We start from the raw sequence: 25,388 nt of genomic DNA on the forward strand, positions 1-25,388 counted from the left end.
AATGACAACATTTGTCACCCGCGTTCAGACACGCATTCTTCTCGCCGCAGCCCTCTCGGCCACGGCTTTGGCAGCGCCGCTTCATGCACAGGAAGGCAACGGCACGTCCTTCATCGAGAACTTCGACCAGATGGACAGAAGCTTCTGGTACGTCTCCGATGGCTGGAACAATGGCGCGCATCAGAACTGCACCTGGTCGAAGAAGCTGGCGACGGTGGAAAACGGCCAGCTCACGCTTGGTTTCGAGGAAGCCAAGGCCGGTGAGCGCAATTTCGCCTGCGGTGAGATCCAGACCAAGGGCCGTTATCGCTATGGCACCTATGAGGCACGCATGAAGGCTGCCACCGGCTCCGGGCTGAACTCCGCCTTCTTCACCTATATCGGCCCGACCGATAAAAAGCCGCATGATGAAATCGACTTCGAGGTGCTGGGCAGGAATACGGGCCAGGTACAGCTGAACCAGTATATTTCCGCCAAGGGCGGCAATGAGAAGCTGGTGCCGGTGGAAGGCGGAGCCGATGCCGGTTTCAACGATTACGCCTTCGTCTGGGAGCCGCAGCGCCTGCGTTATTACGTCAACGGCAAGCTCGTCCATGAAGTGACCGACGAGACGAAAATCCCGCAAAACGCCCAGAAGATTTTCTTCAGCCTGTGGGGCACTGACACGCTGAAGGACTGGATGGGCAAGTTTTCCTATTCCGGCGCGACGCAGATGGTCGTTGATCGTTTTGCCTTCACCGCGCTCGGCGACAAATGTCAGTTCCCGGAATCCATCGCCTGCGCCCTTAACTGACGGCATTTTTTATCGATCCGCTTTTTTGAACCAAACGGAATCTGCTGCGTCTTTGACGCATGAACCAACCGGAACCCCGCATGACCCATGTTCTATATCTCGCGCATGATCTGTCGGACCCCGCCATTCGCCGGCGGGTGCTGACCCTGCTTGCGGGTGGGGCGCGCGTCACGCTGGCCGGCTTCCGGCGCGGACAGAACCGGCTGGCAGAGATTGAAGGCGTCATACCCGTTGTGCTTGGGGAAACCGCCGACGGGCAGTTTCTGCAGCGCATGGCGGCGGTAGCGAAAGCCAGCCTTTCGCTGGGCAAAACCCTGCACGATATCCCCACGCCCGATGTCATTCTTGCCAGAAACCTGGAAATGCTGGCGCTGGCAAAACGCGCCATGTCGATCTATGCCCGGCAGCCGGCGCTGGTTTATGAATGTCTCGACATTCACCGCCTGCTTCTCAACAAGGGCAAGCCCGGACAGATGCTGAATGCCGCGCAGCGTTATTTCGCCCGCGACGCCAAACTGCTGGTGACGAGTTCCCCGGCTTTCGTGGAGCATTATTTCAAGCCGGTTTCCGGTCTTAATCTTCCCGTGCTGCTGCAGGAAAACAAGGTGCTGGCGCTTGACACCACCGTTGCCGCCACGCCGCAACCGCGCCCGCCCGCCCCGGGTGAGCCATGGAAAATCGGCTGGTTCGGCGCGCTTCGCTGCCGCAAATCGCTCGAAATCCTTGCCGAATTCGCGAAGCGCATGGATGGCAGGGTCGAAATCATCCTGCGCGGTCGGCCGGCCTATTCGGAATTTTCAGATTTCGACGGCTTCGTGGCTGCCGCTCCGCATGTGCATTTCCATGGGCCTTACAAGAACCCCGAAGACCTTGCCGCCATCTATAACGAGGTGCAGTTCACCTGGGCGATCGACTTTTTCGAGGAAGGCCAGAATTCCAGCTGGCTGCTGCCCAACCGGCTGTATGAGGGCTGCCTTTATGGCACCCTGCCGATTGCGCTTGCCGGCACGGAAACCGCCCGCTTCATCAACAGGCGCGATATCGGCTTTGTCCTGCAGAATGCCCGCCCGGAGGACCTCGCCGCCCTGTTCGGCCAGATGACGCCGCAAACTTACGCGGACGCCTTCGACACCCTCTCGGCAATAGACAGCAAACAATGGCTCACCGACCGCGACGATTGCCGTCAGCTGGTCCAGCACTTGTCCTCACTTGCAAAATCCGCCTCCGGCCATGCCCGTGAAGCGCAGTTTTCACCCGTGTAATGCGTAGGGGGCAAATCATGGAAGGTCGTGGCAATTCCGGCATCAGAACATTGATCGTCATTCCCTGCCTCAACGAGGCAACTACGATCGAAGGGCTGCTCAACAAGTTCACCGTCGCAATGCAGGGGCGTCTTTTCCGCATCGTGGTTGCCGATGGCGGCAGTACGGATGGAACACGCGATATCGTCACCGCCTTTGCGGCAAAGGACGAGCGCGTCACGCTGCTTGCCAATCCGAAGCGCATCCAGAGCGCCGGTATCAACCTTGCCGTCGCCACCTTCGGCGAGGATTTCGATTATCTCATCCGCATCGATGCCCATGGCGATTATCCCGATGATTATTGCCAGCGGCTGATCGAGGATGCGGAGCGCACCGGCGCGGATTCCGTTGTCGTCGCCATGGATACGGTCGGCCACGGCCTGTTCCAGAAGGCGACGGCCATCGCCCAGAATTCCAAGCTCGGCAATGGCGGCTCCAAGCACCGCGAAGGCGCGAAAGGCCACTGGATAGACCATGGCCACCACGCATTGATGCGGATTGCCGCTTTCGATGCAGTCGGCGGTTATGACGAGAGCTTCAGCCACAATGAGGATGCCGAGCTGGACTTCCGGCTGCGCAAATCCGGTTTCCGCATCTGGATGACCGACAAGACCCGCATGACCTATTATCCGCGCGCCAGCGTCATGCCGCTGTTCCGGCAATATCTCGCCTATGGCCGCGGCCGGGCGAAGAACCTTTTGAAACATCGCTCCATCCCGAAAATCCGCCAGATGATTCCGCTGGCCGTGCTGCCGGTCTTCATCTTTGCCTTGCTGTCGCTTGTGCACTGGGCCGCACTTATTCCGCTTGGCCTCTGGATCGCCGCATGTGTCGGTTATGGCTTGTGGATGGCAATAGATCAGAAGAACCCATACGGCCCGCTCGCCGCCTTTTCGGCGATGGTGATGCATCTGGCCTGGTCCACCGGCTTCTGGCTGGAACTCTTGAAATTCCGGGGAAGAAAGGCTGTCTCATGACCGACAACACCGTCACCCGCCCAGATGATTCGAAAACCGTCGATATCGGCATCTGCACCTACAGACGCCCGGCACTCGTCGCCACACTTCTGTCACTCTTCGAGCTCGACGTGCCGGAAGGCGTGACAGTTCGGCTGATTGTCGCGGATAATGATGAGGAGCCGAGTGCCAGGGCAAGCGTCGATCGGCTGCGCGAAACCGCCCCCTTCGAGATCACCTATGTGCATTGCCCGAAGTCGAATATCTCGATTGCCCGCAATGCCTGCCTGTCGGAATGCAAGGCGGATTATCTGGCCTTTATCGACGATGACGAAACCGCCCCGCCGCATTGGCTGGCCGCCCTTCTCGAAAAGGCCGATGAAACCGGTGCGGAAACCGTTCTCGGCCCGGTGACGGCCGTCTACCGCGAAAACGCGCCGGGCTGGATGAAACGCGGTGATTTCCACTCCACAATTCCCGTCTGGGTGAACGGCGAGATCATCACCGGTTATACCTGCAACACGCTGCTTAAGATGGATGCGCCCTCGGTGAAAGGCCGGCGCTTCGCGCTGGCGCTCGGCCAGAGCGGTGGCGAAGACACCCATTTCTTCTCGCATCTTCACGCCGCAGGCGGCCGTATCGTTTTTGCGGAAGATGCCATGCTGTCCGAACCGGTGCCGGAAAATCGCGCAAGTTTCATGTGGCTTGCCAAACGCCGCTTCCGCTCCGGCCAGACCCATGGCCGGGTGCTGGCTGAAAAGAAACCCGGTGCACGCCGTGTGGTTCAGGTGCTGAAGGCAGGTTCGAAAGTGGTCTATTGCGCCGTCTTCGCCGCATTGAACAGCTTTAACGCCGTTCGCCGCAACCGTTATGCACTGCGTGGCGCGCTGCATATGGGCTCAGTGAGCGGCGCCTTCGGCGTGCGCGAAATCCGCCAATATGGCGCGGTGGAGGCGACCTGATGGAGAACCTTGCCCCGTCGCCCGATATCAGCTTCGTCATCGCCGCCTATAATACCGCCGATACGATTGAAGCCGCCATTCAAAGCGCGCTCGGCCAGCAGGGTGTGACGCTGGAAGTGATCGTCGTCGACGACCGTTCCACCGATGGCACCATTGCGCTCGTGGAAGGTATCGCCGTCATCGACCCGCGTGTCCGTCTGCTTGCTCTTGCCGAAAATCTCGGACCGGGCGGTGCCCGCAATGCCGGCATCGAAGCCGCGACCGGACGCTGGATCGCCGTGCTCGATTCCGACGATGTCATACGCCCCGAGCGTTCCGCCTGCATGATGTGCCGGGCGGAAGCCGCAGGTGCGGCGATTGCGGTCGATAATCTCGATGTCGTCTATACCGACGGCAGGCCGATGGAGACGATGTTTCCGGAAGAGTTTCTGGAGGAACGGGCGGTTCTCACCCTTGAGGACTTCATTTCCTCCAACATCCTGTTCCGCGCCACCTTCAATTTCGGCTATATGAAGCCGATGTTCCGGCGCGATTTCCTCAATGCCGAGGGACTGCGTTTCCGCGAGGATATCCGCATTGGCGAGGATTATATCCTGCTCGCCTCGGCGCTCGCCGCCGGTGGTCTCTGCGTCATCGAACCCAAACCGGGTTACATCTACAATATCCGCGAAGGTTCGATTTCGCGTGTGCTCGAGCTTCATCACGTCGAAGCGATGATGCGGGCGGATCAGGAATTCCTGAGCCATTACACTTTGCTGCCCGCCGCCATGGATGCGCAGCAGGCGAGAGCCCGCAGCCTGCAGTTGGCGCATAATTTTTTGACATTGGTGGAAAACATCAAGAGCCGTTCGGTACTCGGCGCCTTGAAGACCACGATAAGGGATCCTGCCGTGCTGGGGCATTTGCGAATGCCGATTGCAGTGCGGCTGAGGAGGCTGCGGGACGCCATGTTTGCGCCCGCAGCAAATACAGGGGTGAAAAGACAGATTTCGTGAAATTTGCGCGTGGACGAAATCTGCGCGGGGACTGGGGACAGATCAAACCTTGATGAAGGAGAACGCGATGGACCTGAACAAAACTGTCAGAAAAGCCGTCATTCCCGTAGCTGGCAACGGCACACGGTTTTTGCCCGCCACCAAGGCGATGCCGAAGGAAATGCTGACGATCGTCGACCGCCCGGTCGTGCAATATGCCGTCGATGAAGCCATGCAGGCCGGCATCGAGCATATTATTTTCGTGACGAGCCGCAACAAGACCGCCATCGAAGACTATTTCGACAGCGCGCCGGAGCTCATCAATACGCTCACCCGCTCCGGCAAGACGGTGCAGGTATTGCAGCTGGAAAAGATGCTGCCGGTTGCCGGCACGGTGAGCTACACACGCCAGCAGGTGCCGCTCGGTCTCGGCCACGCCGTCTGGTGCGCGCGTGAACTGGTGGGCAAGGAGCCTTTCGCCCTGCTTCTGCCTGACATGGTGTCCTACGGCGCACGCGGCTGCATCGCTGGCCTGATGGAACTTTATGACGAAGTCGGCGGCAATATTCTCGGCGTCGAGGAATGCCTGCCGGAAGAAGTCTCGTCCTATGGTGTCGTTGGCGTCGGCCAGAAGGTCAATCATGGCTTCGCCGTCACCGAAATGGTCGAAAAGCCGGAACCATCCAAGGCGCCTTCGAATTATTACCTGAATGGCCGTTACATTCTGCAGCCGGAAATCTTCGATATTCTTGCGAAGCAGGAACGCGGTGCGGGCAATGAAATCCAGCTGACCGACGGCATGAAGCGGCTTGCCGAAAAGCAGGCTTTCCATGCGCAGAAATATGGTGGTCGCACCTTTGACTGCGGCAGCAAGCAGGGTTTCATCGCCGCCAACGTCGCTTTCTCGCTGATGCGCGCCGACATGGAGGCGCAGGTTCTCGCTTCCGTGAAGGAACTGGTGGCACACCACGAAAGCCGCGTTCGGGCGGCCTGACTTTAATCGCGCCGCCGGGGAGGCGGCTGGCGCACCAATAACGGGGGGCGGGAAGGCGAGCCAGGGCTCGGCTTCCCGCGTACCATTTTTAATTCACAAGGTAGGTCCATGCACCACAAGACCTTTAAATCCAACATCGGTTTTCCGGAATCCGGCAAGGATTCCGACACGTTTATCGACCTCGACCGCCTGTGGGCCGCCGTGGTGCGCCGTGCCAATGTCATTGCCGCTTCGGTCATCGCCGCCGTGGTTCTGGCCGGCCTTTATCTGGTGCTTGCGACCCCCGTTTACACCGCGATGACGCAGGTGCTGCTGGATGAAAGCCTTTCCCGTTATGCGGAAGAGGAATCACCGGTGCCCGCCGCGCAGATCGTCGACAACCGCATCGCCAGCGCCGTGGAAATTTTGAAATCCAAGGAAATGGCGCTGACCGTGGTCGACAAGGCCAAGCTCGATGAGAACGACATCATCGTCAATCCGCCGATGTCGCCGGTCGAGCTCGTCAAATCCTCCGTGCGCGGCGTGCTTGATCTCGTCCTGCCCGGCGACCCACCCGCCTCCGAAGCCGCGATCCGCGCCGGACGCCGCGAAAAGGCGGCTGCCGTGCTGCAGCAGTCGCTGACAGTGGAACGCGTCGGCCGCAGCTCGGTCATCGCCATTTCCACCCGCTCGACCGACCGCCAGCTGGCCGCGCAGATCGCCAAGACCTACGCGCAGGCCTACCTTACCGAACAGCTGAACGCCAATTTCGACGCCAGCGAGCGCGCTTCGGTATGGTTGCAGGAGCGCATGACCGACCTTAACCAGCGCGCCCAGGCGGCTGAGCTGGCGGTGCAGAAATTCAAGTCGGACAACAACATCGTCTCCTCGCGCGGCGAGCTGATGTCGGAAGGCCAGCTTGCTGATCTAAACGGCCAGTTGATTGCCGCTCAGGCGGATGCCGCAACGGCCTCGGCCCGCTATAACCAGTATAAGTCGATTATCGACCGAGGACCTGACGTGGCTGTCGATAACGCCGTTGTTTCGGCACGCGACACTGACAATTCGGTTATTCAGGATCTTCGCAAGCGCTACATCACCATTTCTGACCGGCAGCAGGGCATCGTCCAGCAATTCGGCGCGGACCATCCGCAGGCCGTTGCGCTGGACGCCGAGAAGAAAGAGGTTTCGCGGCAGATCTATCAGGAACTACAGCAGCTGACCGGCAGCCTGAAGAACGAGTACGACGTTGCCAATTCCCGCGTGCAGTCGCTGCGCGACAATATCGAAGGCGTTGCGGGCCGCAACTCGCAGGCCAATATCACCATGGTGCAATTGCGCGAGCTCGAGCAGCGCGCAACCGCATTGCGCACACTTTACCAGTCCTATCTCGGCCGTTTCGAGGAGGCCTCGCAGAAGCAGTCGCTGCCGATCGCAAAGGCCCGGATCATCTCCGAAGCAGGTCTGCCGACCGCGCCGTCCAGTCCGAAAAAGACCATGACCATGGCGCTTTCGGTCATTCTCGGCCTGATGCTGGGCGGCGGTATCGCAGCACTTCTCGAATTCCGTGACCGGTTTTTCCACACCGGCAACGATGTGCGCGACAATCTGCGCATGCGTTTTCTGGGCTACCTGCCGTTTATCGGCGAAAGGGGCGTGGAAACGGCAAAACCAGGCACCAGCGCCGCCACCCCCGGCGGCGAGAATGCCACGCTTGATGAAAGCGGCCAGGTCTCGTTCCAGAAGATGCTGCGCCTTGCGGTCGACAGCCCGCGCTCCAGCTTTGCGGAGACCCTGCGCAACGTGAAACTGACGGCGGATGTCGTCATTCAGGAACGCCAGTGCCGGGTCATCGGTGTCATCTCCTGCCTGCCGAACGAAGGCAAGTCGGTCGTGGCGCTCAATCTGGCCGGGCTGATCGCCTCGACCGGCAAACGCACGCTGGTGGTGGATGCCGATATCCGCAATCCCGGCCTCAGCCGCATGCTGACCACACGGCAATCCGCCGGTCTGGTGGAAGTCGTCCTCGACGAGGTGCCGTGGACACAGGCCGTGAAGGTGGATACGCGCACGAAAATGGGCATCCTGCCGGTTTCTACCAGCAACCAGTTCGCCCATTCCAGCGAATTGCTGGCTTCTTCCGGCATGCGCAAATTCATCGATCAGGCGCGTGAAGCCTGCGACTACATCATCGTCGACCTTGCACCCGTGGTCCCCGTCATCGACGCCAAGGCCTTTGCACCGCAGGTGGACGGTTTCGTCTTCGTCACCGAATGGGGCAAGACGCCGATCCAGATGGTGCAGAACCTGATGGCCAACGAACCGCAGATCGCCAACAAGACGCTGGGCATCGTGCTCAACAAGACCGACATGACGGAGTTGCAGCGTTATGCCGGCCCGGGTGGCTCGGAACATTATCACGAGAGCTTCTCGGCCTATTACGGCGACGCAAAGCCGCCGGTAAAGGAAAATGCGTAATGGTGGAGATTTAACAGGCCGGTTGCATCCCCACTCCGTCACCCCGGCCCCCGAGCCGGGGTCCAGCCAGCCCAAGTCCTTGGGCTGAAAAACTCTTCTCGCCGCGCAGACGCGCGGCGGCTGGATGCCGGATCTAGTCCGGCATGACGGAAGAATCACAAATTCCCCCATTCCACCCATGGTATTGCCCGCCGAAATTGCGCATTGATGGCGTGAAGCTAAAATCGCAAGCAGGACCAGTTTCATGTCATCACCCATCGCCTTTGTTTCGCGGATGAATGCGGAAGCGGAGGCCGTCTGGAAGCATGCGCTTCGTGCCGCCATGCCGCAGGAGGAAATCCTCTCCTTTTCCGAATTGACCAGCGAACAGAGAGGGGCCGTGGATTTCGCCATCGTCGCCAATCCCGATCCGGCCGACATTGCCGCATTGCCGGGTCTGACATGGATTCACAGTCTCTGGGCGGGCGTTGAGCGGCTGGTGCTGGAACTGGGCAACAAGGCGCCGCCCATCGTCCGGCTGAAGGATCCGGAGCTTTCGCGCGTCATGGCCGAAGCCGTGCTGGCTTGGACCTATTATCTGCAACGCGACATGCCGGCCTATCGCGACAACCAGCAAAAGGCGCTCTGGCAGGAATTCGACTATCGCCATCCGCGCGAGATGACCATCGGCCTTCTCGGCCTCGGCGCGCTTGGCACCGCTGCGGCGGAACGCCTAAGCCACGCGGGCTTCAACGTTTCGGGCTGGAGTCGCTCGGCCAAGGCGATCGACGGCGTGGAAACGCTGACCGGCGATGACGGGCTGCAGGCACTGCTGGAAAAAAGCGACATCCTGGTCTGCCTCGTGCCGCTCACCGATGCCACACGCGGCCTTCTCGATGCCGGCCGTCTTGCCGCGATGAAAAACGGCGCGGCGCTCATCAACTTCGCACGGGGTGCGGTCATCATTGCCGGAGACCTGATTGCGGCGCTCGATTCCGGCAGGCTTTCACATGCCGTGCTCGATGTTTTCGAGCAGGAACCATTGCCCGCCTCTTCCGCCTTCTGGCAGCACCCGAAAGTCACCGTCCTGCCGCACATTTCCGCGCCGACAAGCCGCGAAAGTTCAGCCCGGATCGTTGCCGGCAATGTTCGCACATGGCGCGAAACAGGTTCGCTGCCGGAAACGGTGGATATGGCGCGTGGTTACTGACCCCGCAAAAAACGACAGGCGGCCTATTCGGCCGCCACCGTTCCGCCCGCATGGGCCAATTCGACAGCCGAGATGATCTGCTGTTCATCATAGGGCTTGGTCAGCAGTACCGCATTTTCCGGCGCACCTTCGGGCAGATGGCTATCACCCGTCGCAAAAACCACGGCCAGGCCTGGTTTGCGGTGCAGGGCCTCCACCGCCAGTTCGCCACCCTTCATGTCTGGCAGGCCGATATCTGTGACGAGAACGTCAATATGTTCCGCCTCGACCACCTTCAGCGCCTGTGCCGCATTTCCGGCCTCAATGACGATAAAGCCACTATCGGACAGCATCTCCAACGAATTCATGCGGATCAATTCGTCGTCCTCGACCAGAAGGACGCGTATCGCGCTGTTTTTATTTTTCGAGGGTCGCGCAGCTTCGGCTGGCTTTGAATGACCCGATGCAGATGCCGCCCGTGCCTTTGACGACGAAACCTGTTTGCGATTGGCGATGACGTGGCGAATGCGCCGCGCCAGCGCTTCGCGCGTATAGGGCTTGGAGAGAAGTTCCACCCCGGCATCCAGCTTGCCACCATGCACGATGGAATTTTCCGTATAACCCGAGGTAAAGAGAACGGCGAGATTGGGCAGTCGTTCCTGTGCGCGGCGCGCCATTTCCCGGCTTTTCAAAGGCCCCGGCATCACCACATCGGTGAAGATGACATCGATCGGGATGCCACTTTCCACCACCGTCAGACCCGCCTGCGCATCGCGGGCGGTGAGTACGCGGTAACCGAGATCGCTCAGCGTCTCGACAACCGTGCTGCGCACCTCTTCGTCATCCTCAACGACAAGGATGGTTTCCGTTCCGCCCTCGACGGGACCGGTATGCACCACCACTTCACGGTCTTCGTCGGCAGCCGAGCGCGGCAGATACATCTTGACCGTCGTGCCCTGCCCCAGCTCACTGTAGATATTGACGTGGCCACTGGACTGTTTCGCAAAACCATAGACCATCGAGAGGCCAAGGCCAGTGCCCTTGCCCTCCGGTTTGGTGGAAAAGAACGGCTCGAAGACCTTTTCCAGAATTTCCGGCGACATGCCGGAGCCGGTGTCGGTGACGGCGAGCATGACATATTGACCCGCCGAAACCTCCGAATGTTTGCGGGCATAATCACGATCGAGAACCGCATTGCCGACCTCGATCGTCAGCTTGCCGTGCCCTTCCATGGCATCGCGCGCATTGATCGCCAGGTTGAGCAGCGCATTTTCCACCTGGTTGGGGTCGGCATAGGTGTTCCACAGACCACCGGAGGTGATGACCTCCACCTCGATCGCCTCGCCGAGTGAACGACGCAGCAGATCATCCATGCCAGTGACAAAACGGGCGATGTTGATGACACGCGGTTCCAGCGCCTGACGCCGCCCGAAGGCCAGAAGCTGGCTGGCGAGCTTTGCGCCACGATGGACGCCGGCAAGCGCGTTTTCCAGCCGCCGCTCGGCCCGCTCATTGCCAATCACATCTTTCGACAGCAATTGCAGATTGCCCGCAATCACCTGAAGCAGATTGTTGAAATCATGCGCCACGCCGCCGGTCAGCTGGCCGATGGACTCCATTTTCTGCGCCTGCTGCAAGGCTCTTTCGGTCTGGCGACGTTCGGCCATTTCCGTTTCGACGCGGGCTTCGAGGCCTTCGTTCAACTGGCGAAGCTGCTCTTCCGCCCGGATGCGATGGCGTATCTCGCGCTCGAGATTGCTGGCATGTTCCTTGAGCGTATTTTCCGCCCGCCGCTGTTCGGTAATATCGGTGTGGACACCCACCCATTCGGCAATGGCGCCGGCCTTGTCGAAAATCGGCACGCCGCGGATCGCAAAGGTGCGGTAGACGCCGTCATGACGGCGCACGCGATGTTCCCACACATAGGTGTCCCTGGCGGAAACCGCCTTTTTCCAGCTTTCGAGCGAATGTTCGCGGTCGTCAGGATGAACCGCCTCAACCCAGCCGGCACCCTGATATTCCTCGAAGCTCTGGCCGGTCAGCGCGCCCCAGGCGGGCTGCTCCCCCAGCATCCTGCCATCGGCGCTATTGGTCCACAACACGCCATGCACGGCATCCACCGCCGCACGGAAGCGGTTGTTGCTGAGCAGGATTTCCTGCTCGGACCGCTTGCGGTCCTCGATATCAATGATCAGTACATAGATGCCGTCGATCGAGCCATCGGCGATGTAGCGCGGAATATAACGGATTTCAGCGGCGCGGGTGGTGCCGTCCGGCCTGCGGATCGAGGTATCGGAAACGATCTTTTCACCGGCAAGCGCCCGGTCGAGATAGGCCCGTCGCGCCTCGAAAAACGCCTCGCCGACGATTTCGGGAACGCTGCGGCCAATCACCTCGTCGGCGCTGCGGCCGAACCATTCCAGATAACCGTCATTGGCGAATTTATAGACATAATCGCGATCGACATATCCCACCAGGATCGGCAGGGCGTTGGTAAGCCGGCTCAGTTCCTTGCGGCTCTGCTCCAGCGCCTCCACCGCCTTCACCTTGTCGGTGTTTTCAAGCACGGTGCATAAAACACCGTCCACCGACCCGCCCTCATTATAGATCGGCGTGTAAAACAGGTCGAAGATGACCTCTTCCGGCAGACCATTGCGCATCAGCGTCATTGGCTGGTCACGATAGGCCATGACCTCGCCGCGAAAGCCGGCTTCCAGAATGCGGCTGTTCCAGTCCCATATTTCCGGCCAGATGCCAGGCACGGTTTGTCCCAGCGCCCGAGGGTGATAGTTGCCTGCGATCTCCGCATAACCATCATTATAGATCATCACATGATCCGCACCCCACATCAGCACCTGCGGAATGGGAGAATTGACGACGGAATTGGCTTTTTGCCTCAGATTTTGCGGCCAGTCGCAGATAGGCCCGAGCGATGTCTTCGACCAGTCGAAGCGGCGCACAAGTTCGCCCGTTTCACCGCCACCGATCGGCCATACCGGGGCAGCACGAAGATTGGTCATTCACATCACCACAAAAACCGAGAGGAAATCTCCCGTAATACAGAACCGGATAAAAGTCCAAGAAAACAAAAACTTCCATTTATTGTTCCCGGCTTTTCGAAATTTCGGAAAAGTTCCATTTTTTTACAGGACGTCAGCCGGTGCATCCGGCAAGGCTGCGGAACATCGCCGCCCGATGTCGCAAATTTTGCACCTGCACCCGCCGCAGCAGGCAATTGCCGCGCAATTGATTGACAATTGCCATCCTCAATACGCCAGAAATTGCCGCAAACGGGATGGCAACAGAGCAATTATTAACGCTCAATACGCGTGCTGACGGTCGCGGTGCCGTTTGCACGCGGGTCTTCGCCACACCGCGACCAGAGGGAACAACAATGAAAATACTTTTGGGTGCCACAATACTTTCCGCCGGCTTCGCCTTTTCAGGCGGCGTAGCCTTTGCCGCCGACTGTGGAAACGTGACCATTGCCAGCATGAACTGGCAATCCGCCGAAGTCGCCGCCAATCTCGATAAATTCATTCTTGAAAATGGCTATGGATGTTCCGCCGAAATCGTCACCGGCGACACCGTACCAACCCTGACCTCCATGGCCGAAAAGGGCCAGCCGGACATCGCCCCCGAAGCCTGGGTCAGCCTGCAGCCGGAAATCGTCAAGCAGGGGCTGGAAGGCGGCAAGGTTGTCGCAGCCGCCAAGATCCTGTCGGATGGCGCCGTTCAGGGCTGGTGGATTCCGAAATATCTGGCCGACGCCAATCCCGATCTCAAGACCATTCCAGACCTCTTCAAGCATCCCGAACTCTTCCCCTCCCCCGAGGACAAGGCAAAGGGCGCCGTCTATAACGGCCCGCAGGGTTGGGGCGGCACGGTTGTCACCGCGCAATTGTTCAAGGCGTTCGGTGGTGAAAAGGCCGGCTTCACCCTCATCGATACGGGTTCTGCCGCCGGTCTCGACGGCTCCATCGCCAAGGCTTACGAAGCCAAGCAGCCATGGGTCGGTTATTATTGGGCGCCAACCTCGCTGCTCGGCAAATATGAGATGGTGAAGCTGGGTTTCGGCACGGAATATGACGCGGCCGAATGGAAACGCTGCACTTCGATTGCCGATTGTGCAGACCCCAAGCCGAACGCCTGGCAGGTGGACGATGTCCAGACGCTGGTCAGCAAGACTTTTGCCGACCGTGCCGGCCCGGCCATGGACTATCTGAACAAGCGCGCCTGGACCAACGCTACCGTCAACAAGCTGATTGCCTGGATGACCGACAATCAGGCGACCGGCGAAGATGGTGCCAAGCAATTCCTGAAGGAAAACGAAGCGCTCTGGACGGGCTGGGTGTCTCCTGAAGTCGCACAAAAGGTCAAGGCCGCCCTTTAAGGTCGGCCCGGCATATCTGCCCGGCAACCGGCGTCCGCCAGAGGCGGCGCCGAACCACATCGATGACTGAAAACCAGCCGGTTCTCAAAAAAGCACGATGCGCCGGTTCCACAGGAATAGAGCGTCCCGCCTGGCGTCACCGACGATGCGGGCAGCGCTCTGGCGATTTTACTCCCGGAGCGCAGAGGATATTGATCCCCGCCTCCGGTTCGTCATGGAGAACAGGATATGGAATGGCTTTTCAAATTTCCGGCCATGAATGACGATGCCCTGCGTGCGCTGAAAAAAGTCATCGACGAGGGGTTCCGGGCATTTACCCGAACCTATGGCAGCGCAATAGAGGGGCTATTTACGCCCCTTCAGAGCTTCCTCATCTGGGCGGAAAGGCTTTTGATCGGCGCACCCTGGCCGGTCGTTATTCTTATTGTCGGCGTGCTCGCTTGGTTCGCCAGCCGCAGCGCCACCATTGTTGCCCTCTGTTGCGGCATTCTCTTCGCCATCGGCTGGTTCGGCATGTGGGAAGATACGATGAAGACGATTTCGATGATCTTCGTCTGCGCCGTGCTGTCCATCGTCATCGGCCTGCCGATCGGCATCGCCATGGCGCGCTCCAACCGCCTGCAGAACGTGGTCAATCCCGTTCTTGACGTGATGCAGACGATGCCGAGTTTCGTCTATCTCATTCCCGTCGTCATGCTGCTCGGCATCGGCCGCGTGCCCGGTGTCATCGCCGTCGTGATCTACGCCATTCCGCCGATGATCCGGCTCACCAATCTCGGCATCCGCATGGTCGATCGTGACGTGCTGGAGGCGGCGGACGCTTTCGGTTCTTCGAAGCGCCAGAAGCTTTTCAAGGTGCAGCTGCCGCTGGCGCTGCCCACCATCATGGCCGGTATCAACCAGACCATCATGATGGCGCTTGCCATGGTCGTCATCGCCTCCATGATCGGCGTGCAGGGCCTCGGCCAGCCGGTGCTGAAGGCCATCGCCAACCAGTATTTCACGCTCGGCGTATTCAACGGGCTTGCCATTGTCGGCATCGCCATCATCTTCGACCGCATCAGCCAGGCCTATGGCCTTCGCCTGCAAAAACACCGGGAAGTGGCGCATGGCTAGTCAATCGATCGAAATTCGCAGCCTCTACAAGATTTTCGGCTCCAAGGCGGCAGATTTTGTCGAACCCGTCAAAGCCGGCATGTCCAAGGCGGAACTCAACGCCAAACATGGCCATGTGCTCGGCCTGCGTGATATCAACATCACCATGCCGGGCGGACAGATCACCGTCATCATGGGCCTTTCCGGCTCCGGCAAATCGACGCTGATCCGCCACGTCAACCGGCTGATCGACCCGACAGCCGGCGAAATCCTCTACGGCGGAACCGATGTCTGTCGCCTGAACGAAGCGGAACTCCTGGAATTCCGCCGCCACAAGACGGCGATGGTGTTCCAGAAATTCGGCCTCCTGCCACATCGCAACGTGCTGCAGAATGTCGTCTACGGTCTTGAAGTGCAGGGCATCGACAAGCGCGAGCGGGAAGAGCGGGCCGAAGTCTGGATCCGGCGCGTGGGGCTGGAGGGATTTTCCAGCCATTATCCGAACCAGCTTTCCGGCGGCATGCAGCAGCGTGTGGGTCTCGCCCGGGCGCTGACCAACAATGCCGAAATTCTGCTGATGGACGAAGCCTATTCGGCGCTCGATCCGCTCATTCGCGTCGACATGCAGACGGTACTGCTGGAGTTGCAGAAGGAATTGAAGAAAACCGTGGTCTTCATCACCCACGATCTCGATGAGGCGCTGCGGCTGGGAGACAAGATCGCCATTCTGCGTGACGGCGAAATCATCCAGCAGGGCACGGCGGCCGAAATCGTCATGTCGCCGGCCGACAGCTATATCGAGGCCTTCGTGGAAGAGGTCAATCGCGGCCGGGTCATCCGCCTCGGCGCCATTGTCCAGCCGGAATTTTCCGGCCAGTCGCGGCTTCAGCTCGATGCGGACATGACGGTTGAAGAAGGCCTACGCGCCCTCGTGCGGGAAAATGTCGGCAGCGCTGTGGTCGTGGGGGAAAACGGCAAGGTGCTTGGCTCCGTTACCACGGATGCCATCATGCGCTGCCTTGTCAGGACTGCCTCTGGCGAGGAAGCGGGGATGGCGGAACGGCTGTCAGGCTGAGCTTTCAAGCCACCTGGCCATTCCGTTCGCCGCCGCCTTGCCGGTGGCGAAACAGGCGGTCAGCAGATAACCGCCGGTCGGCGCTTCCCAATCCAGCATTTCCCCGGCAGCAAATATGCCGGGGAGCTTTTGCAGCATGTAGTTTGCATCGAGGCCACCCCAGGCGATACCGCCTGCCGATGAAATCGCCTCGGCGATCGGCCTAGGTCTCAGAAGCGGTATTTCCGCATGTTTCATTCTCGCTGCGACGAAATCATCCGGCATGGCCGCTATATCGGGAAAGATGTCCCGCAGCAGCCCGACCTTGACGGCGGAGAGACCAGCCGCCTTGCGCATGCGGTTTGCAAAACTCTCCTTCCGTCCGAGCTTCGCCAGATCCCGGCTAAGGCGTTCCACCGTGCGTCCGGGGGCAAGATCAACGGTGAGCGAGGCCTTGCCCGCCTGTTCCAGCCGGTCCCGCAGGGCGGCGGAATGGGCATAAACCACGCTACCCTCAATGCCGTGTTTCGTGATCACGAACTCGCCCTGAAATGCTCCGGCCGGTGAAATGGTTATGGTGGATTTCACCGCCTCACCGGCAAAACGCTGGCGGAAGACATCGCTCCATTCAACGTCGAATCCGCAATTGGCGGGACGGAACGGAGAAAACGCCACGCCTTTGGCCACCAGCGCCGGAACCCATGCGGCATCGGACCCAAGACGCGGCCAGCTTGCGCCGCCCAGCGCCAGAAGCACGGCATCGGCCTTAACTTCAACCGCGCCTGCCGACGTCTCAAAAACCAGTTGATCGCCGGAAAAGCCTGTCCAGCGATGCCGTGTCCTGATGGTAACTCCTTGCGCTTCCAGCCGGGCGAGCCAGGCGCGCAGCAACGGCGAGGCTTTCATGGCCTTTGGGAACACCCGGCCCGATGTGCCGACAAAAGTCTCCTGCCCCAACCCATGCGCCCAGTCACGCAGCATGCCAGGCGTGAAATCATCGAGAGCGGCGCGCAGCGCCGGTTCGGCATCGCCAAAACGATGGCGGAAACTGTCGTAATCTTCGGCATGGGTGATGTTGAGGCCGGATTTTCCAGCCATCAGCAATTTACGCGCCACGGTTGGCATCGCCTCGAACACTGTCACGGTGTGGCCTGCGGCCGAGAGCATTTCGGCCGCCATCAGCCCCGCCGGCCCACCGCCAACAATCGCGACCTGCCTCGCCTTTGCCAAAACCCTCTCCATCACCATCTTCGCCATTGAGAGCCTTATACCGATTTCCGTATGTGAATATATGCGATATTGAACCGCCATGTTCACGCTCGACCACCCCGTTACCTTTTCACAGGATATCAAGAAAAGCCGCTTCATCGCCTTTGCCGCGCCGATAATCGGCGAGGAAGATGCAAAAAGCTTCCTCGTGGCGCATTCGGACCTTGATGCCAACCATAATTGCTGGGCATGGCGCACCGGTCAGACCTATCGTTTCAGCGATGACGGCGAACCCTCGGGAACAGCCGGAAAGCCGATCCTTCAGGCCATTGACGGCCAACAGCTGGATAATGTCGCCGTTCTCGTCATCCGCTGGTTCGGCGGCATACTGCTCGGCAGCGGTGGCCTGATGCGCGCCTATGGCGGCACGGCGGCGGCCTGTCTTCGGCTTGGCGAGACCTCGCCGGTCATCGCCTATGTCAGCGCCACGCTGAGCTGCCCGTTTTCCGATCTGGCGCTCGTGAAATCCCGCCTTGCCGCCACGCAGAACCTGCGGCTGGAGAGGGAGGATTTCACCGGCACCGGTGCGGATATGCTGCTATCGGTTCCGGCCGGGGAAGCCGAACGGCTCACCCGGCTTTTAAGCGACCTGACCAGCGGGCGCGTCAATCTCCACATTCCCGACTAAGCACGCCTGTCCGAATGCGAGATTCGTGCTAAGGAAGCGCCATGTCATCTGAGCTTTCCAACCCCATTTACAATCCGCCGCTCGAGCCCTGGCTCACCATTGTCCACCGGGATGATGATCTGCTGGTGCTGGACAAGCCGAGCGGGCTTCTATCCGTGCCCGGGCGTGATCCGGCGCTCTTCGATAGCCTGATGACGCGGGCGCAGAAACAGTTTCCGAAAGCGCTGATGATCAACCGGCTGGACAAGGACACATCAGGCATCGTGCTGATGTCGCTGAACCGGCGGGCACACGCGGCAGTCGCCGCCCAGTTCGAGAACCGTGAGACGCGTAAATCCTATGTGGCCGTCGTCTGGGGTACGGTCGCGGATGAAGCAGGCGAGGTAGATCTGCCGCTGGCAATCGATCCCGATAACAAACCGCGCCACCGCGTGGACCATGAAAATGGCAAGCCGGCGCAAAGCCTGTGGCGGGTGCTGGAACGATTGCCGCTTCCGGCAACCCGGCTGGCACTCACGCCTCTTACCGGCCGCACCCACCAGTTGCGTGTGCATATGAAGGCGCTCGGCCATCCGATCCTCGGCGATGAATTTTATGCCGATGGCGAGGCGCTCGCGGCCGCGCCACGCCTGATGTTGCATGCGCAGGAGATCGGCTTCCGTCACCCCAATGGCCGCGACGTCACCTATACCGTGCCCTGCCCGTTCTGAGGCCTGCGATGAAAGAACAAGACGAAAGCTTCGTGGTGGATTTTGTCGGCGGCGCGGTCGGGCACCGTTTCCGCTCCGGCGAGGGGCGCGGGCAGGCCCTGCCCAAAGCCGCCGGTTTTACCAAGGGCCGCACGCCAAAAATCGTCGATGCCACGGCGGGGCTAGGGCGAGATGCCTTCCTGCTTGCCTCGCTCGGGGCGGAGGTTACCCTCATTGAACGCTCACCGGGCATGCACGCCCATCTGGCGGACGGCATTCGCCGCGTATTGGAGGCAGGCGGCGCCTATGCCGAGGCAGCAGCACGCATGACGCTACTGCAGGGCGATTCACGCCAGCTGTTGCAAGAACTGTCACCCGAGGTGGTGATCGTCGATCCCATGCATCCGCCGCGCCACAACACGGCGCTGGTGAAAAAAGAGATGCGGGTGCTGAGAGAACTGGTGGGTTCCGATCCCGATCAGGTGGAACTGATGGAGGCGGCGCTTGAACATGCAACGAAGCGGGTGGTTCTGAAATGGCCGCTGCGCGCCGATCCGATGCCGGGCATTCGCAAGCCGTCGCATCAGATAATGGGCAAGAATACCCGTTATGATGTCTTCATGATCTTCGGAAAATCTCTCGATCCCGAGGAATGATCAGCGGAAGCTCGGCTTGCGCTGCGCATTCATCAAAAGCTCGTGCCGCGAGGCGAACTCACCGAACAGCTTTCTGAGCCTCGTCTCCTCTGCCTTGTCCAGCCGGTAACGGCGGCAGAATTCCGCGACGTTCAGGATTGGCTTGGTTCTGTTCCCGTTTATTGTCTTGTTGTCGATGATTTGCATGGCGTCCTCCGTCTGACAGAGGCCAAACGTGACGGCGGGCTTCCGGTTCCCTATGAATTCGCATGGATGAGAAAAGGGCGTGCGACGGTACACGACCTCATCAAGTTTTCTTGAAACTCTCGCAGGAAACGAAATCCTCCCCAAATGGTTCTCTGCCTGACGTAAACGAAGGAAGGGAGACCCATGTTCCACAACAACCGATTTCTGAGTTCGACGATCTTATGTGCGCTGCTTGCCGTGCCACTTGCCGGCGCTGCCCATGCACAGACCGCCCCGGCTGCCGAGACGAAACGGGCCAATGCGCCGGATCAGAAGCCGGCTTTCGAGGGCCAGACGCGCGCGCCGCAGGCTGACGCCCAGCCAAACGTTGAAAAAACCGTTGTCGCCGAGGGCCTGCCGCATCTCTGGTCGATGGAATTCCTGCCCGATGGCCGCATGATCGTCGCCGCCAAGGAAGGCGCCATGCATATCGTCGCTGATGGCAAGGCAGGCCCCGCGATAGAGGGTGTGCCTGAGGTGGCATCCGCTGGACAGGGTGGTCTCCTCGACATCGCGCTGGCTCCCGATTTCGAGACATCGCGTAAAATCTTCTTTTCCTTCTCCGAACCACGGGATGGCGGCAACGGCACCTCCGTCGCCTCAGCCAAGCTGACCGAAGATGGCGGTGCGGCAAAACTCGAAGATGTCTCGGTGATTTTCCGCCAGATGCCCACCTATGACGGCGACAAGCATTTCGGCTCCCGCCTCGTCTTCGGCCCTGACAACGAACTTTACGTCACCGTCGGCGAACGTTCGGATGCGACACCGCGCGTTCAGGCGCAGGATCTGTCGAGTGGTCTTGGCAAGGTCTTCCGCATTGATGCCGAAGGCAAGGCTTTTGAGGGCAACCCCTTCGCCGGCCAGCAGAATGCGCTGCCGGAAATCTGGAGCTATGGCCACCGCAACCTGCAGGCCGCAGCACTTGATGGAGAGGGCAGGCTCTGGACCGTGGAACATGGCCCGAAGGGCGGCGATGAGCTGAACATGCCGAAAGCGGGCCTCAATTACGGCTGGCCGGTCATCACCTATGGCGTCGAATATAGCGGCCGGTCGGTTGGCGAAGGCGCCACCGCCAAGGAAGGCATGGAACAGCCGGTCTATTATTGGGACCCGGTCATCGGCCCTTCCGGCATGGCCTATTATGGCGGCGACCAGATTCCCGAATGGAAGGGCGCCTTCATTGTCGGTGGTCTGGTGAGCCAGGGTCTCGTCATCCTGCATATCGATGGCGACAAGGTCGCGACCGAAAGCCGGCTACCGCTTGAAGCGCGCATCCGCGACGTCAAGATCGGGCCGGATGGCGCAGTTTATGCCGTAACCGAACAGCGGGGCGGCAACTCGCAGATTCTCCGGATTGCCAAAGCCAGCTGAAAAACGATCGGCTGCAAAAACTGATGATCAAAGCAACAGGCCGCCGGAACGAAGGCGGCCTGTTTTTCGTTTGCCGCAGCGTGAAACCTGCCGGAAAAAACCATGCCACAAACGCCCACCCGCCTTCTTGCCAAAATCGGACTTGCCTATGTCAATGATCAGGAACCGGGGATAGCCCGCGAAAGGCGCGGGCGCGGCTTCTGCTACCGGCTGCCGGGCGGCGAACTCCTCTCCGACGGCATCGAACTGAAGCGCATCAAATCGCTTGGCGTGCCGCCAGCCTACCGGGACGTGTGGATATGCATTGATCCATCAGGGCATTTACAGGCCACCGGCTTTGATGCGCGTGGGCGAAAACAATATCGGTATCATCCCGACTGGCATGCGCTGCGTGGTGAGACGAAATTCTTCCAGCTCAAGAGTTTCGGCAAGGCGTTGCCCGCCATTCGTCGCCGCGCAATGGCCGATATTGGCAAGCAGGACCATGGGGAGGACATGACGCTGGCAGCGCTCACCCTCCTTCTTGACGCCGCCTATCTGCGCGTCGGCAACCGCTCCTATCTCGAAACCAACGGCACCTATGGCGCGACGACCCTGCTCAAACGTCATGTGTCCTTCGGCGAAACCATCGAATTGCGCTTCGCCGCCAAGGGCGGGCAAAAAGTGAAGCGGCAATTGCGCCACCCTCGCCTTCAGAAAATCCTCGAGGAAATCGCCGATCTGCCCGGCAAGGAGCTCTTCGTCTGGCAGGATAGCGAAAACCGGGTGCATTCGGTCGATTCCAGCGATCTCAACGCTTACCTTTCCCGCACCGGCGGAGCCGGTATTTCCGCCAAGACCTTCCGCACCTGGGGCGGTACGCTTGCAGCCTTCTGCGATGCGATGGAGCATGTGGCGGCAGGGGAAAAACCAAGCATAAAGGGCATGTGTCAGGCAGCGGCGACTGAGCTTTCCAATACCCCCGCCATCTGCCGCAAGAGTTACGTGCACCCTGCCGTGCTCGAAATTGCGACGGAGGAAAAGGCACAGAAAAAGCTTGGCCGCATTTTGAAAGTCGGGGCAAAGCCCGTCTCCGGCCTCAGGGCGGATGAAAGACGGCTGCTTGCCTTCCTGCCGTGAGGCTCAGCGGCTACCCGCCCACTCCGCCAGTTCCCGCTCGGCCCTTTCCAGCGCGCTGTAATTCAAAAGCTTGCGCAGGAAGGCCACCGTGACGGCGCGGGTTCGAAGATTATACCGGCCTTCCGCATCATCATCACCCGGCGCCTGATGCACGTTCAGCTTTTCATAGAGGCTTTGCAGCCGGTTCTGCACGCTGCGCAGCGACAGGTTGCGACGGCGCGCAATCGCCTTGTCGGTGAGGCCGAGCGCGACATCGACAAGGATTTCATATTCGGAATCGGTAAAGCCATGCGCCTTGCCGAGGCTCTTTTCCTGCAGGCCGCGCACTTCCCGGTCGATCACGCATTGCGCCTCGATGAAGATGCTGCGCAGCGCCAGCCGCAGACGATCATCGGAGGCCGACTTCAGCACGTAGCCATAGGCCGCCCCTTCGGGCACGATGCGGGAAACACCGCGCACATAGGCCTCGTCGGAATAGTTGGACCAGAACAGGATGCGGGTATCCGGCCTTTCCTTCCAGATGGTGCGCGCCGCCTCGATGCCGTTGCGCTCGTTCATCTGCAAATCCATGACGATATGGGCGGCCCGGTTCTCCCGCGCCAGCTTTTCGCCGGTTCTGCCGTTGGACGCTTCCAGCACCTTGTCGCACTCCGGCAGGGCGGCACGCACGGCCTCATTGAGATAGGCGCGGTGCAGCGCATCGTCTTCAACGATCAGCACGTCCATGTCACACATCCTCCCGCCGGTCGAAAGCGCTTTCCGGCAGCGTCACGGTAATGCGGGTTCCGGCTCCCGCGCCGTTGCCGCCAATATCGAACCGCGCCGAAATCAGCCGCGCCCGCGTTTTCATGTTGCCGATGCCGAGACCGCCGCACGCCCCGCCGCCACCGCCGCCACTGCCGTCATCACTGACAGTCACCCGCAACCCGCCATCGACGGAGGAGAGCGTCACGGCAATGGTTTCCGGCTGCGCATGGCGAATGGCATTGTTCACCGCCTCCTGCACGATGCGGAACAGCGAGATGGCCACCGTCTTGTCGAGCGTTTCCACCAGCCCGTCGGTCTTATCGGTTACCGACCATTCAATCACATATCCGCTGTCACGAACGGAGCGGTCGACATAGGTCTCGATGGCCTGCACGACACCGAACAATTGCAGGATGGAGGGTTTCGCCTCCTCGATGATCTCGCGCAGATCCTGCATGCAGTGCTGCAGGCTGCGTACCACCGGCTCCAGCATCTCGCCCGAAACGTCGGCGGCATGGCTCATGCGTTCGATACGCCGCGCCAGTCGTGTGAGATCCGCCAGCGTCTGGTCGTGCAGATCCATGCCGATGCGCTGCCGCTCGGCCTCCAGCGCCTCGGTCAATTGCAGGGCGCCCAGCCGCAGGCCCTCTTCGCGGGCATTGGCGCGCGCCTCCTCGATGGCAGACCTTTTCGCCTGCTCGGCGGCGCGGATGGCGTAGAAATAGGGCGCCAGCAAATCCGCAACCGCGCGGGCATTGGCGACATCCTCCACCGTATAGGCATCCGACTGATGTGAGGAACAGCTGAGCGCGCCGATGATATCGCCATGCACCTTCATCGGCACATGCAGGCGGCTATGCAGGCCAAGTTCGATGATCGGGCTTGAAAACGATCCTTCGAAATGAAAGCGCGGATCGGCGCAGGCATCGCCGCTCAAAAGATATTCGACCGCACCTGACAGCAGGGACCGGATCGGGCTGCCGGTCAGAAGGGCGGGCGGCTGCCGGCTCCAGGCGCTGACCAGACCGCTCTCATAGGCAATATGGTATTTGTCATCCAGCTGCTTGATGCAGACATCCATATGGTCATGCGGGATGATATGGCTGATCTCTGTCGCAACCGCCTGAATGATGGCATTGAATTCCAGCTGCCCGGCAAGCAGCCGAGAAATGCCCATATAGTGGTGAAAGAGCGCGCTTTTCGGCGTATCCAGCATGTGCGGACGCCCTCCCAAGCGCCTGCCTTCGACCATTGCGGCTGACATGACCCGTCAGAACGCCGCATCATCCATTCTGCGCCGGGCAAGGCCGTTTCGTCCTGCGGGTTCCCGCATGCTTTCTGCGGAAACCCGCAGGAAGATTGCCGTGATCCGCCTATACAAGCCAAATCTTCTTGGTCATTCTCGCTTGTACTGGGGAACGGAGCTCCAGTGCAACGGGATTTCGTCTGCTGCCGAGGAGATTTGCGGCGGGTGAGGGTTCCGGCCCCGAAAGGGCAAGCCACCAGGGAGGAAAATCAATGGCTTTCAGAAAGATGCTTCTGGCGTCGGCCGCTGTCGCGTGCGCAGCCTTGCCGATCACCGCTCATGCCGATACGTCGGCCAAAAAAATCGCACTTTCGAACAATTACGCAGGCAATTCCTGGCGTCAGGCGATGCTGACCAGCTGGGACAAGATCACCAAACAGGCTGTTGCCGACAAGCAGGTCGCGGCGGCCGACGCCTTCACGACCGCCGAAAACCAGGCGACCGAACAGGCGGCGCAAATCCAGAACCTCATTTTGCAGGGTTATGACGCCATCGTCATCAACGCCGCTTCGCCGACTGCCCTCAATGGCGCGGTGAAGGAAGCCTGTGATGCCGGCATTACCGTCGTTTCCTTCGACGGCATCGTCACCGAACCCTGCGCATGGCGTATCGCGGTGGATTTCAAGGCGATGGGTGAAAGCCAGATCGACTATCTGGCCAAGGCCATGCCGAAGGGTGGCAATCTGCTCGAAATTCGCGGCCTTGCCGGCGTTTCGGTGGATGACGAAATCCATGCCGGCATCGCCGCCGGTGTCGCCAAGAACCCGCAGTTCAAGATCGTCGGTTCGGTGAATGGCGACTGGGCACAGGATGTCGCGCAGCGCGCCGTTGCCGGTATCCTGCCAAGCCTTCCCGAAGTTGCCGCGGTGGTGACGCAGGGTGGTGACGGCTACGGTGCCGCACAGGCTTTCGCCGCCGCCAAGCGCCCGACGCCGACCATCGTGATGGGCAACCGCGAAGACGAGCTGCAATGGTGGAAACAGCAGAAGGATGCCAGCGGTTACGAGACCATGTCCGTCTCCATCGCCCCCGGCGTTTCGACGCTGGCTTTCTGGGTGGCGCAGCAAATCCTCGACGGCAAGGATGTGAAGAAGGATCTGACCGTTCCATTCCTGCGCATCGACCAGGCCAATCTTGAGGAAAACCTCAAGACTACCCAGAAGGGCGGCGTGGCGAATGTCGAATATTCGCAGGCGGACGCACAGAAGGCCATCGCCGCCAAATAGGCGAG

23 protein-coding genes are annotated in these 25,388 nt (G+C 60.2%); 17 read left to right on the plus strand and 6 right to left on the minus strand.

The features are described 5' to 3' along the window. Position 1 precedes the first annotated feature (1 nt). From exoK to EXN68_RS19850, 8 genes are all read left to right on the plus strand, one after another. A complete protein-coding gene (gene exoK, locus EXN68_RS19815; RefSeq protein ID WP_142842482.1) occupies positions 2-793 on the plus strand; it encodes an endo-1,3-1,4-beta-glycanase ExoK in 792 nt (263 codons plus the stop codon). An 80-nt stretch (positions 794-873) separates the two neighbouring features. Then, on the plus strand, positions 874-2,055 hold the full coding sequence (locus EXN68_RS19820) for a glycosyltransferase family protein (RefSeq protein ID WP_142842483.1): 1,182 nt from the start codon (positions 874-876) through the stop codon (positions 2,053-2,055). A gap of 17 nt (positions 2,056-2,072) precedes the next feature. Then, complete coding sequence (locus EXN68_RS19825; protein ID WP_142842484.1) at positions 2,073-3,071, plus strand: glycosyltransferase family 2 protein; 999 nt, start codon at positions 2,073-2,075, stop codon at positions 3,069-3,071. Further along, on the plus strand, positions 3,068-4,012 hold the full coding sequence (locus tag EXN68_RS19830) for a glycosyltransferase family 2 protein (RefSeq protein ID WP_142842485.1): 945 nt from the start codon (positions 3,068-3,070) through the stop codon (positions 4,010-4,012). Before EXN68_RS19825 ends, EXN68_RS19830 begins: the two co-directional genes overlap by 4 nt. After that, positions 4,012-5,007, plus strand: a complete 996-nt coding sequence (locus tag EXN68_RS19835; protein ID WP_142842486.1) for a glycosyltransferase family 2 protein — start codon at positions 4,012-4,014, stop codon at positions 5,005-5,007. Before EXN68_RS19830 ends, EXN68_RS19835 begins: the two co-directional genes overlap by 1 nt. A 67-nt stretch (positions 5,008-5,074) precedes the next feature. Beyond that, a complete protein-coding gene (locus EXN68_RS19840; RefSeq protein WP_142842487.1) occupies positions 5,075-5,980 on the plus strand; it encodes a UTP--glucose-1-phosphate uridylyltransferase in 906 nt (301 codons plus the stop codon). 108 nt (positions 5,981-6,088) lie between these two features. After that, entirely contained in the window at positions 6,089-8,437 is a 2,349-nt protein-coding gene (locus tag EXN68_RS19845) for a polysaccharide biosynthesis tyrosine autokinase (protein WP_142842488.1), read from the plus strand. Between the two features lie 244 nt (positions 8,438-8,681). Then, positions 8,682-9,626: a 2-hydroxyacid dehydrogenase gene (locus EXN68_RS19850; protein ID WP_142842489.1), complete on the plus strand. Its 945-nt coding sequence runs from the start codon at positions 8,682-8,684 to the stop codon at positions 9,624-9,626. Between the two features lie 23 nt (positions 9,627-9,649). Here the strand turns inward: EXN68_RS19850 and EXN68_RS19855 are convergent, their stop codons facing one another. Both EXN68_RS19855 and EXN68_RS19860 read right to left on the minus strand, forming a co-directional pair. Beyond that, entirely contained in the window at positions 9,650-12,625 is a 2,976-nt protein-coding gene (locus EXN68_RS19855; RefSeq protein WP_142842490.1) for a PAS domain S-box protein, read from the minus strand. A 133-nt stretch (positions 12,626-12,758) separates the two neighbouring features. Further along, positions 12,759-13,100 carry a hypothetical protein gene (locus EXN68_RS19860; RefSeq protein ID WP_193559539.1) on the minus strand — a complete coding sequence of 114 codons (342 nt, stop codon included), beginning with the start codon at positions 13,098-13,100 and terminating at the stop codon, positions 12,759-12,761. Here EXN68_RS19860 and EXN68_RS19865 point away from each other — a divergent pair. The 3 genes from EXN68_RS19865 to EXN68_RS19875 all read left to right on the plus strand — a co-directional run bounded on the left by EXN68_RS19865 (position 13,000) and on the right by EXN68_RS19875 (position 16,168). Then, complete coding sequence (locus tag EXN68_RS19865; RefSeq protein WP_142842492.1) at positions 13,000-13,998, plus strand: ABC transporter substrate-binding protein; 999 nt, start codon at positions 13,000-13,002, stop codon at positions 13,996-13,998. The genes EXN68_RS19860 and EXN68_RS19865 overlap by 101 nt on opposite strands. Before the next feature lie 228 nt (positions 13,999-14,226). Next, positions 14,227-15,114 (plus strand): ABC transporter permease, encoded by an 888-nt coding sequence (locus EXN68_RS19870; RefSeq protein WP_142842493.1) that lies wholly within the window; start codon positions 14,227-14,229, stop codon positions 15,112-15,114. After that, entirely contained in the window at positions 15,107-16,168 is a 1,062-nt protein-coding gene (locus tag EXN68_RS19875; RefSeq protein ID WP_142842494.1) for a quaternary amine ABC transporter ATP-binding protein, read from the plus strand. Before EXN68_RS19870 ends, EXN68_RS19875 begins: the two co-directional genes overlap by 8 nt. Here the strand turns inward: EXN68_RS19875 and EXN68_RS19880 are convergent. After that, positions 16,160-17,404: a TIGR03862 family flavoprotein gene (locus EXN68_RS19880; protein WP_161991402.1), complete on the minus strand. Its 1,245-nt coding sequence runs from the start codon at positions 17,402-17,404 to the stop codon at positions 16,160-16,162. The genes EXN68_RS19875 and EXN68_RS19880 overlap by 9 nt on opposite strands. 52 nt (positions 17,405-17,456) lie before the next feature. On the opposite strand from EXN68_RS19880, the gene EXN68_RS19885 reads away from it, so the two are divergent. The 3 genes from EXN68_RS19885 to EXN68_RS19895 are packed head-to-tail and all read left to right on the plus strand — an operon-like array spanning position 17,457 to position 19,389. Continuing rightward, the gene (locus tag EXN68_RS19885; protein ID WP_142842496.1) at positions 17,457-18,044 is read left to right on the plus strand and encodes an IMPACT family protein; all 588 of its coding nucleotides are present in this window, start codon (positions 17,457-17,459) and stop codon (positions 18,042-18,044) included. 41 nt (positions 18,045-18,085) lie between these two features. Continuing rightward, positions 18,086-18,754, plus strand: a complete 669-nt coding sequence (locus tag EXN68_RS19890) for a pseudouridine synthase (RefSeq protein WP_142842497.1) — start codon at positions 18,086-18,088, stop codon at positions 18,752-18,754. 8 nt (positions 18,755-18,762) lie between these two features. Next, positions 18,763-19,389, plus strand: coding sequence for a class I SAM-dependent methyltransferase (locus EXN68_RS19895; RefSeq protein ID WP_142842498.1), 627 nt, complete (start codon positions 18,763-18,765; stop codon positions 19,387-19,389). Here EXN68_RS19895 and EXN68_RS19900 read toward each other — a convergent pair whose 3' ends face one another. After that, on the minus strand, positions 19,390-19,575 hold the full coding sequence (locus EXN68_RS19900; protein ID WP_065116289.1) for a hypothetical protein: 186 nt from the start codon (positions 19,573-19,575) through the stop codon (positions 19,390-19,392). 183 nt (positions 19,576-19,758) lie between these two features. On the opposite strand from EXN68_RS19900, the gene EXN68_RS19905 reads away from it, so the two are divergent. Both EXN68_RS19905 and EXN68_RS19910 read left to right on the plus strand, forming a co-directional pair. After that, complete coding sequence (locus tag EXN68_RS19905) at positions 19,759-20,985, plus strand: PQQ-dependent sugar dehydrogenase (protein ID WP_142842499.1); 1,227 nt, start codon at positions 19,759-19,761, stop codon at positions 20,983-20,985. Positions 20,986-21,087: 102 nt separating this feature from the next. Then, a complete protein-coding gene (locus tag EXN68_RS19910; RefSeq protein WP_142842500.1) occupies positions 21,088-22,104 on the plus strand; it encodes a DNA topoisomerase IB in 1,017 nt (338 codons plus the stop codon). Positions 22,105-22,107: 3 nt separating this feature from the next. Here the strand turns inward: EXN68_RS19910 and EXN68_RS19915 are convergent, their stop codons facing one another. Then, positions 22,108-22,830, minus strand: coding sequence for a response regulator transcription factor (locus EXN68_RS19915; RefSeq protein ID WP_065116286.1), 723 nt, complete (start codon positions 22,828-22,830; stop codon positions 22,108-22,110). 1 nt (position 22,831) lies between these two features. Continuing rightward, positions 22,832-24,067: a GAF domain-containing sensor histidine kinase gene (locus tag EXN68_RS19920; protein WP_142842501.1), complete on the minus strand. Its 1,236-nt coding sequence runs from the start codon at positions 24,065-24,067 to the stop codon at positions 22,832-22,834. Positions 24,068-24,369: 302 nt separating this feature from the next. Here EXN68_RS19920 and EXN68_RS19930 point away from each other — a divergent pair, with 302 nt between their 5' ends. After that, entirely contained in the window at positions 24,370-25,383 is a 1,014-nt protein-coding gene (locus EXN68_RS19930) for an ABC transporter substrate-binding protein (protein WP_065116284.1), read from the plus strand. The last annotated feature ends 5 nt before the right edge of the window (positions 25,384-25,388 follow it).

The sequence above is a fragment of the Martinezella rhizogenes genome (assembly GCF_007002745.1).
Taxonomy (GTDB): Bacteria; Pseudomonadota; Alphaproteobacteria; order Rhizobiales; family Rhizobiaceae; genus Agrobacterium; species Agrobacterium cucumeris.

Coding starts and splice junctions, on each gene's coding strand:
- exoK (WP_142842482.1), top strand. CDS start 2: ATGACAACATTTGTCACCCGCGTTCAGACACGCATTCTTCTCGCCGCA.
- EXN68_RS19820 (WP_142842483.1), top strand. CDS start 874: ATGACCCATGTTCTATATCTCGCGCATGATCTGTCGGACCCCGCCATT.
- EXN68_RS19825 (WP_142842484.1), top strand. CDS start 2,073: ATGGAAGGTCGTGGCAATTCCGGCATCAGAACATTGATCGTCATTCCC.
- EXN68_RS19830 (WP_142842485.1), top strand. CDS start 3,068: ATGACCGACAACACCGTCACCCGCCCAGATGATTCGAAAACCGTCGAT.
- EXN68_RS19835 (WP_142842486.1), top strand. CDS start 4,012: ATGGAGAACCTTGCCCCGTCGCCCGATATCAGCTTCGTCATCGCCGCC.
- EXN68_RS19840 (WP_142842487.1), top strand. CDS start 5,075: ATGGACCTGAACAAAACTGTCAGAAAAGCCGTCATTCCCGTAGCTGGC.
- EXN68_RS19845 (WP_142842488.1), top strand. CDS start 6,089: ATGCACCACAAGACCTTTAAATCCAACATCGGTTTTCCGGAATCCGGC.
- EXN68_RS19850 (WP_142842489.1), top strand. CDS start 8,682: ATGTCATCACCCATCGCCTTTGTTTCGCGGATGAATGCGGAAGCGGAG.
- EXN68_RS19855 (WP_142842490.1), bottom strand. CDS start 12,625: ATGACCAATCTTCGTGCTGCCCCGGTATGGCCGATCGGTGGCGGTGAA.
- EXN68_RS19865 (WP_142842492.1), top strand. CDS start 13,000: ATGAAAATACTTTTGGGTGCCACAATACTTTCCGCCGGCTTCGCCTTT.
- EXN68_RS19860 (WP_193559539.1), bottom strand. CDS start 13,100: ATGCTGGCAATGGTCACGTTTCCACAGTCGGCGGCAAAGGCTACGCCG.
- EXN68_RS19870 (WP_142842493.1), top strand. CDS start 14,227: ATGGAATGGCTTTTCAAATTTCCGGCCATGAATGACGATGCCCTGCGT.
- EXN68_RS19875 (WP_142842494.1), top strand. CDS start 15,107: ATGGCTAGTCAATCGATCGAAATTCGCAGCCTCTACAAGATTTTCGGC.
- EXN68_RS19880 (WP_161991402.1), bottom strand. CDS start 17,404: ATGGCGAAGATGGTGATGGAGAGGGTTTTGGCAAAGGCGAGGCAGGTC.
- EXN68_RS19885 (WP_142842496.1), top strand. CDS start 17,457: ATGTTCACGCTCGACCACCCCGTTACCTTTTCACAGGATATCAAGAAA.
- EXN68_RS19890 (WP_142842497.1), top strand. CDS start 18,086: ATGTCATCTGAGCTTTCCAACCCCATTTACAATCCGCCGCTCGAGCCC.
- EXN68_RS19895 (WP_142842498.1), top strand. CDS start 18,763: ATGAAAGAACAAGACGAAAGCTTCGTGGTGGATTTTGTCGGCGGCGCG.
- EXN68_RS19900 (WP_065116289.1), bottom strand. CDS start 19,575: ATGCAAATCATCGACAACAAGACAATAAACGGGAACAGAACCAAGCCA.
- EXN68_RS19905 (WP_142842499.1), top strand. CDS start 19,759: ATGTTCCACAACAACCGATTTCTGAGTTCGACGATCTTATGTGCGCTG.
- EXN68_RS19910 (WP_142842500.1), top strand. CDS start 21,088: ATGCCACAAACGCCCACCCGCCTTCTTGCCAAAATCGGACTTGCCTAT.
- EXN68_RS19915 (WP_065116286.1), bottom strand. CDS start 22,830: ATGGACGTGCTGATCGTTGAAGACGATGCGCTGCACCGCGCCTATCTC.
- EXN68_RS19920 (WP_142842501.1), bottom strand. CDS start 24,067: ATGCTGGATACGCCGAAAAGCGCGCTCTTTCACCACTATATGGGCATT.
- EXN68_RS19930 (WP_065116284.1), top strand. CDS start 24,370: ATGGCTTTCAGAAAGATGCTTCTGGCGTCGGCCGCTGTCGCGTGCGCA.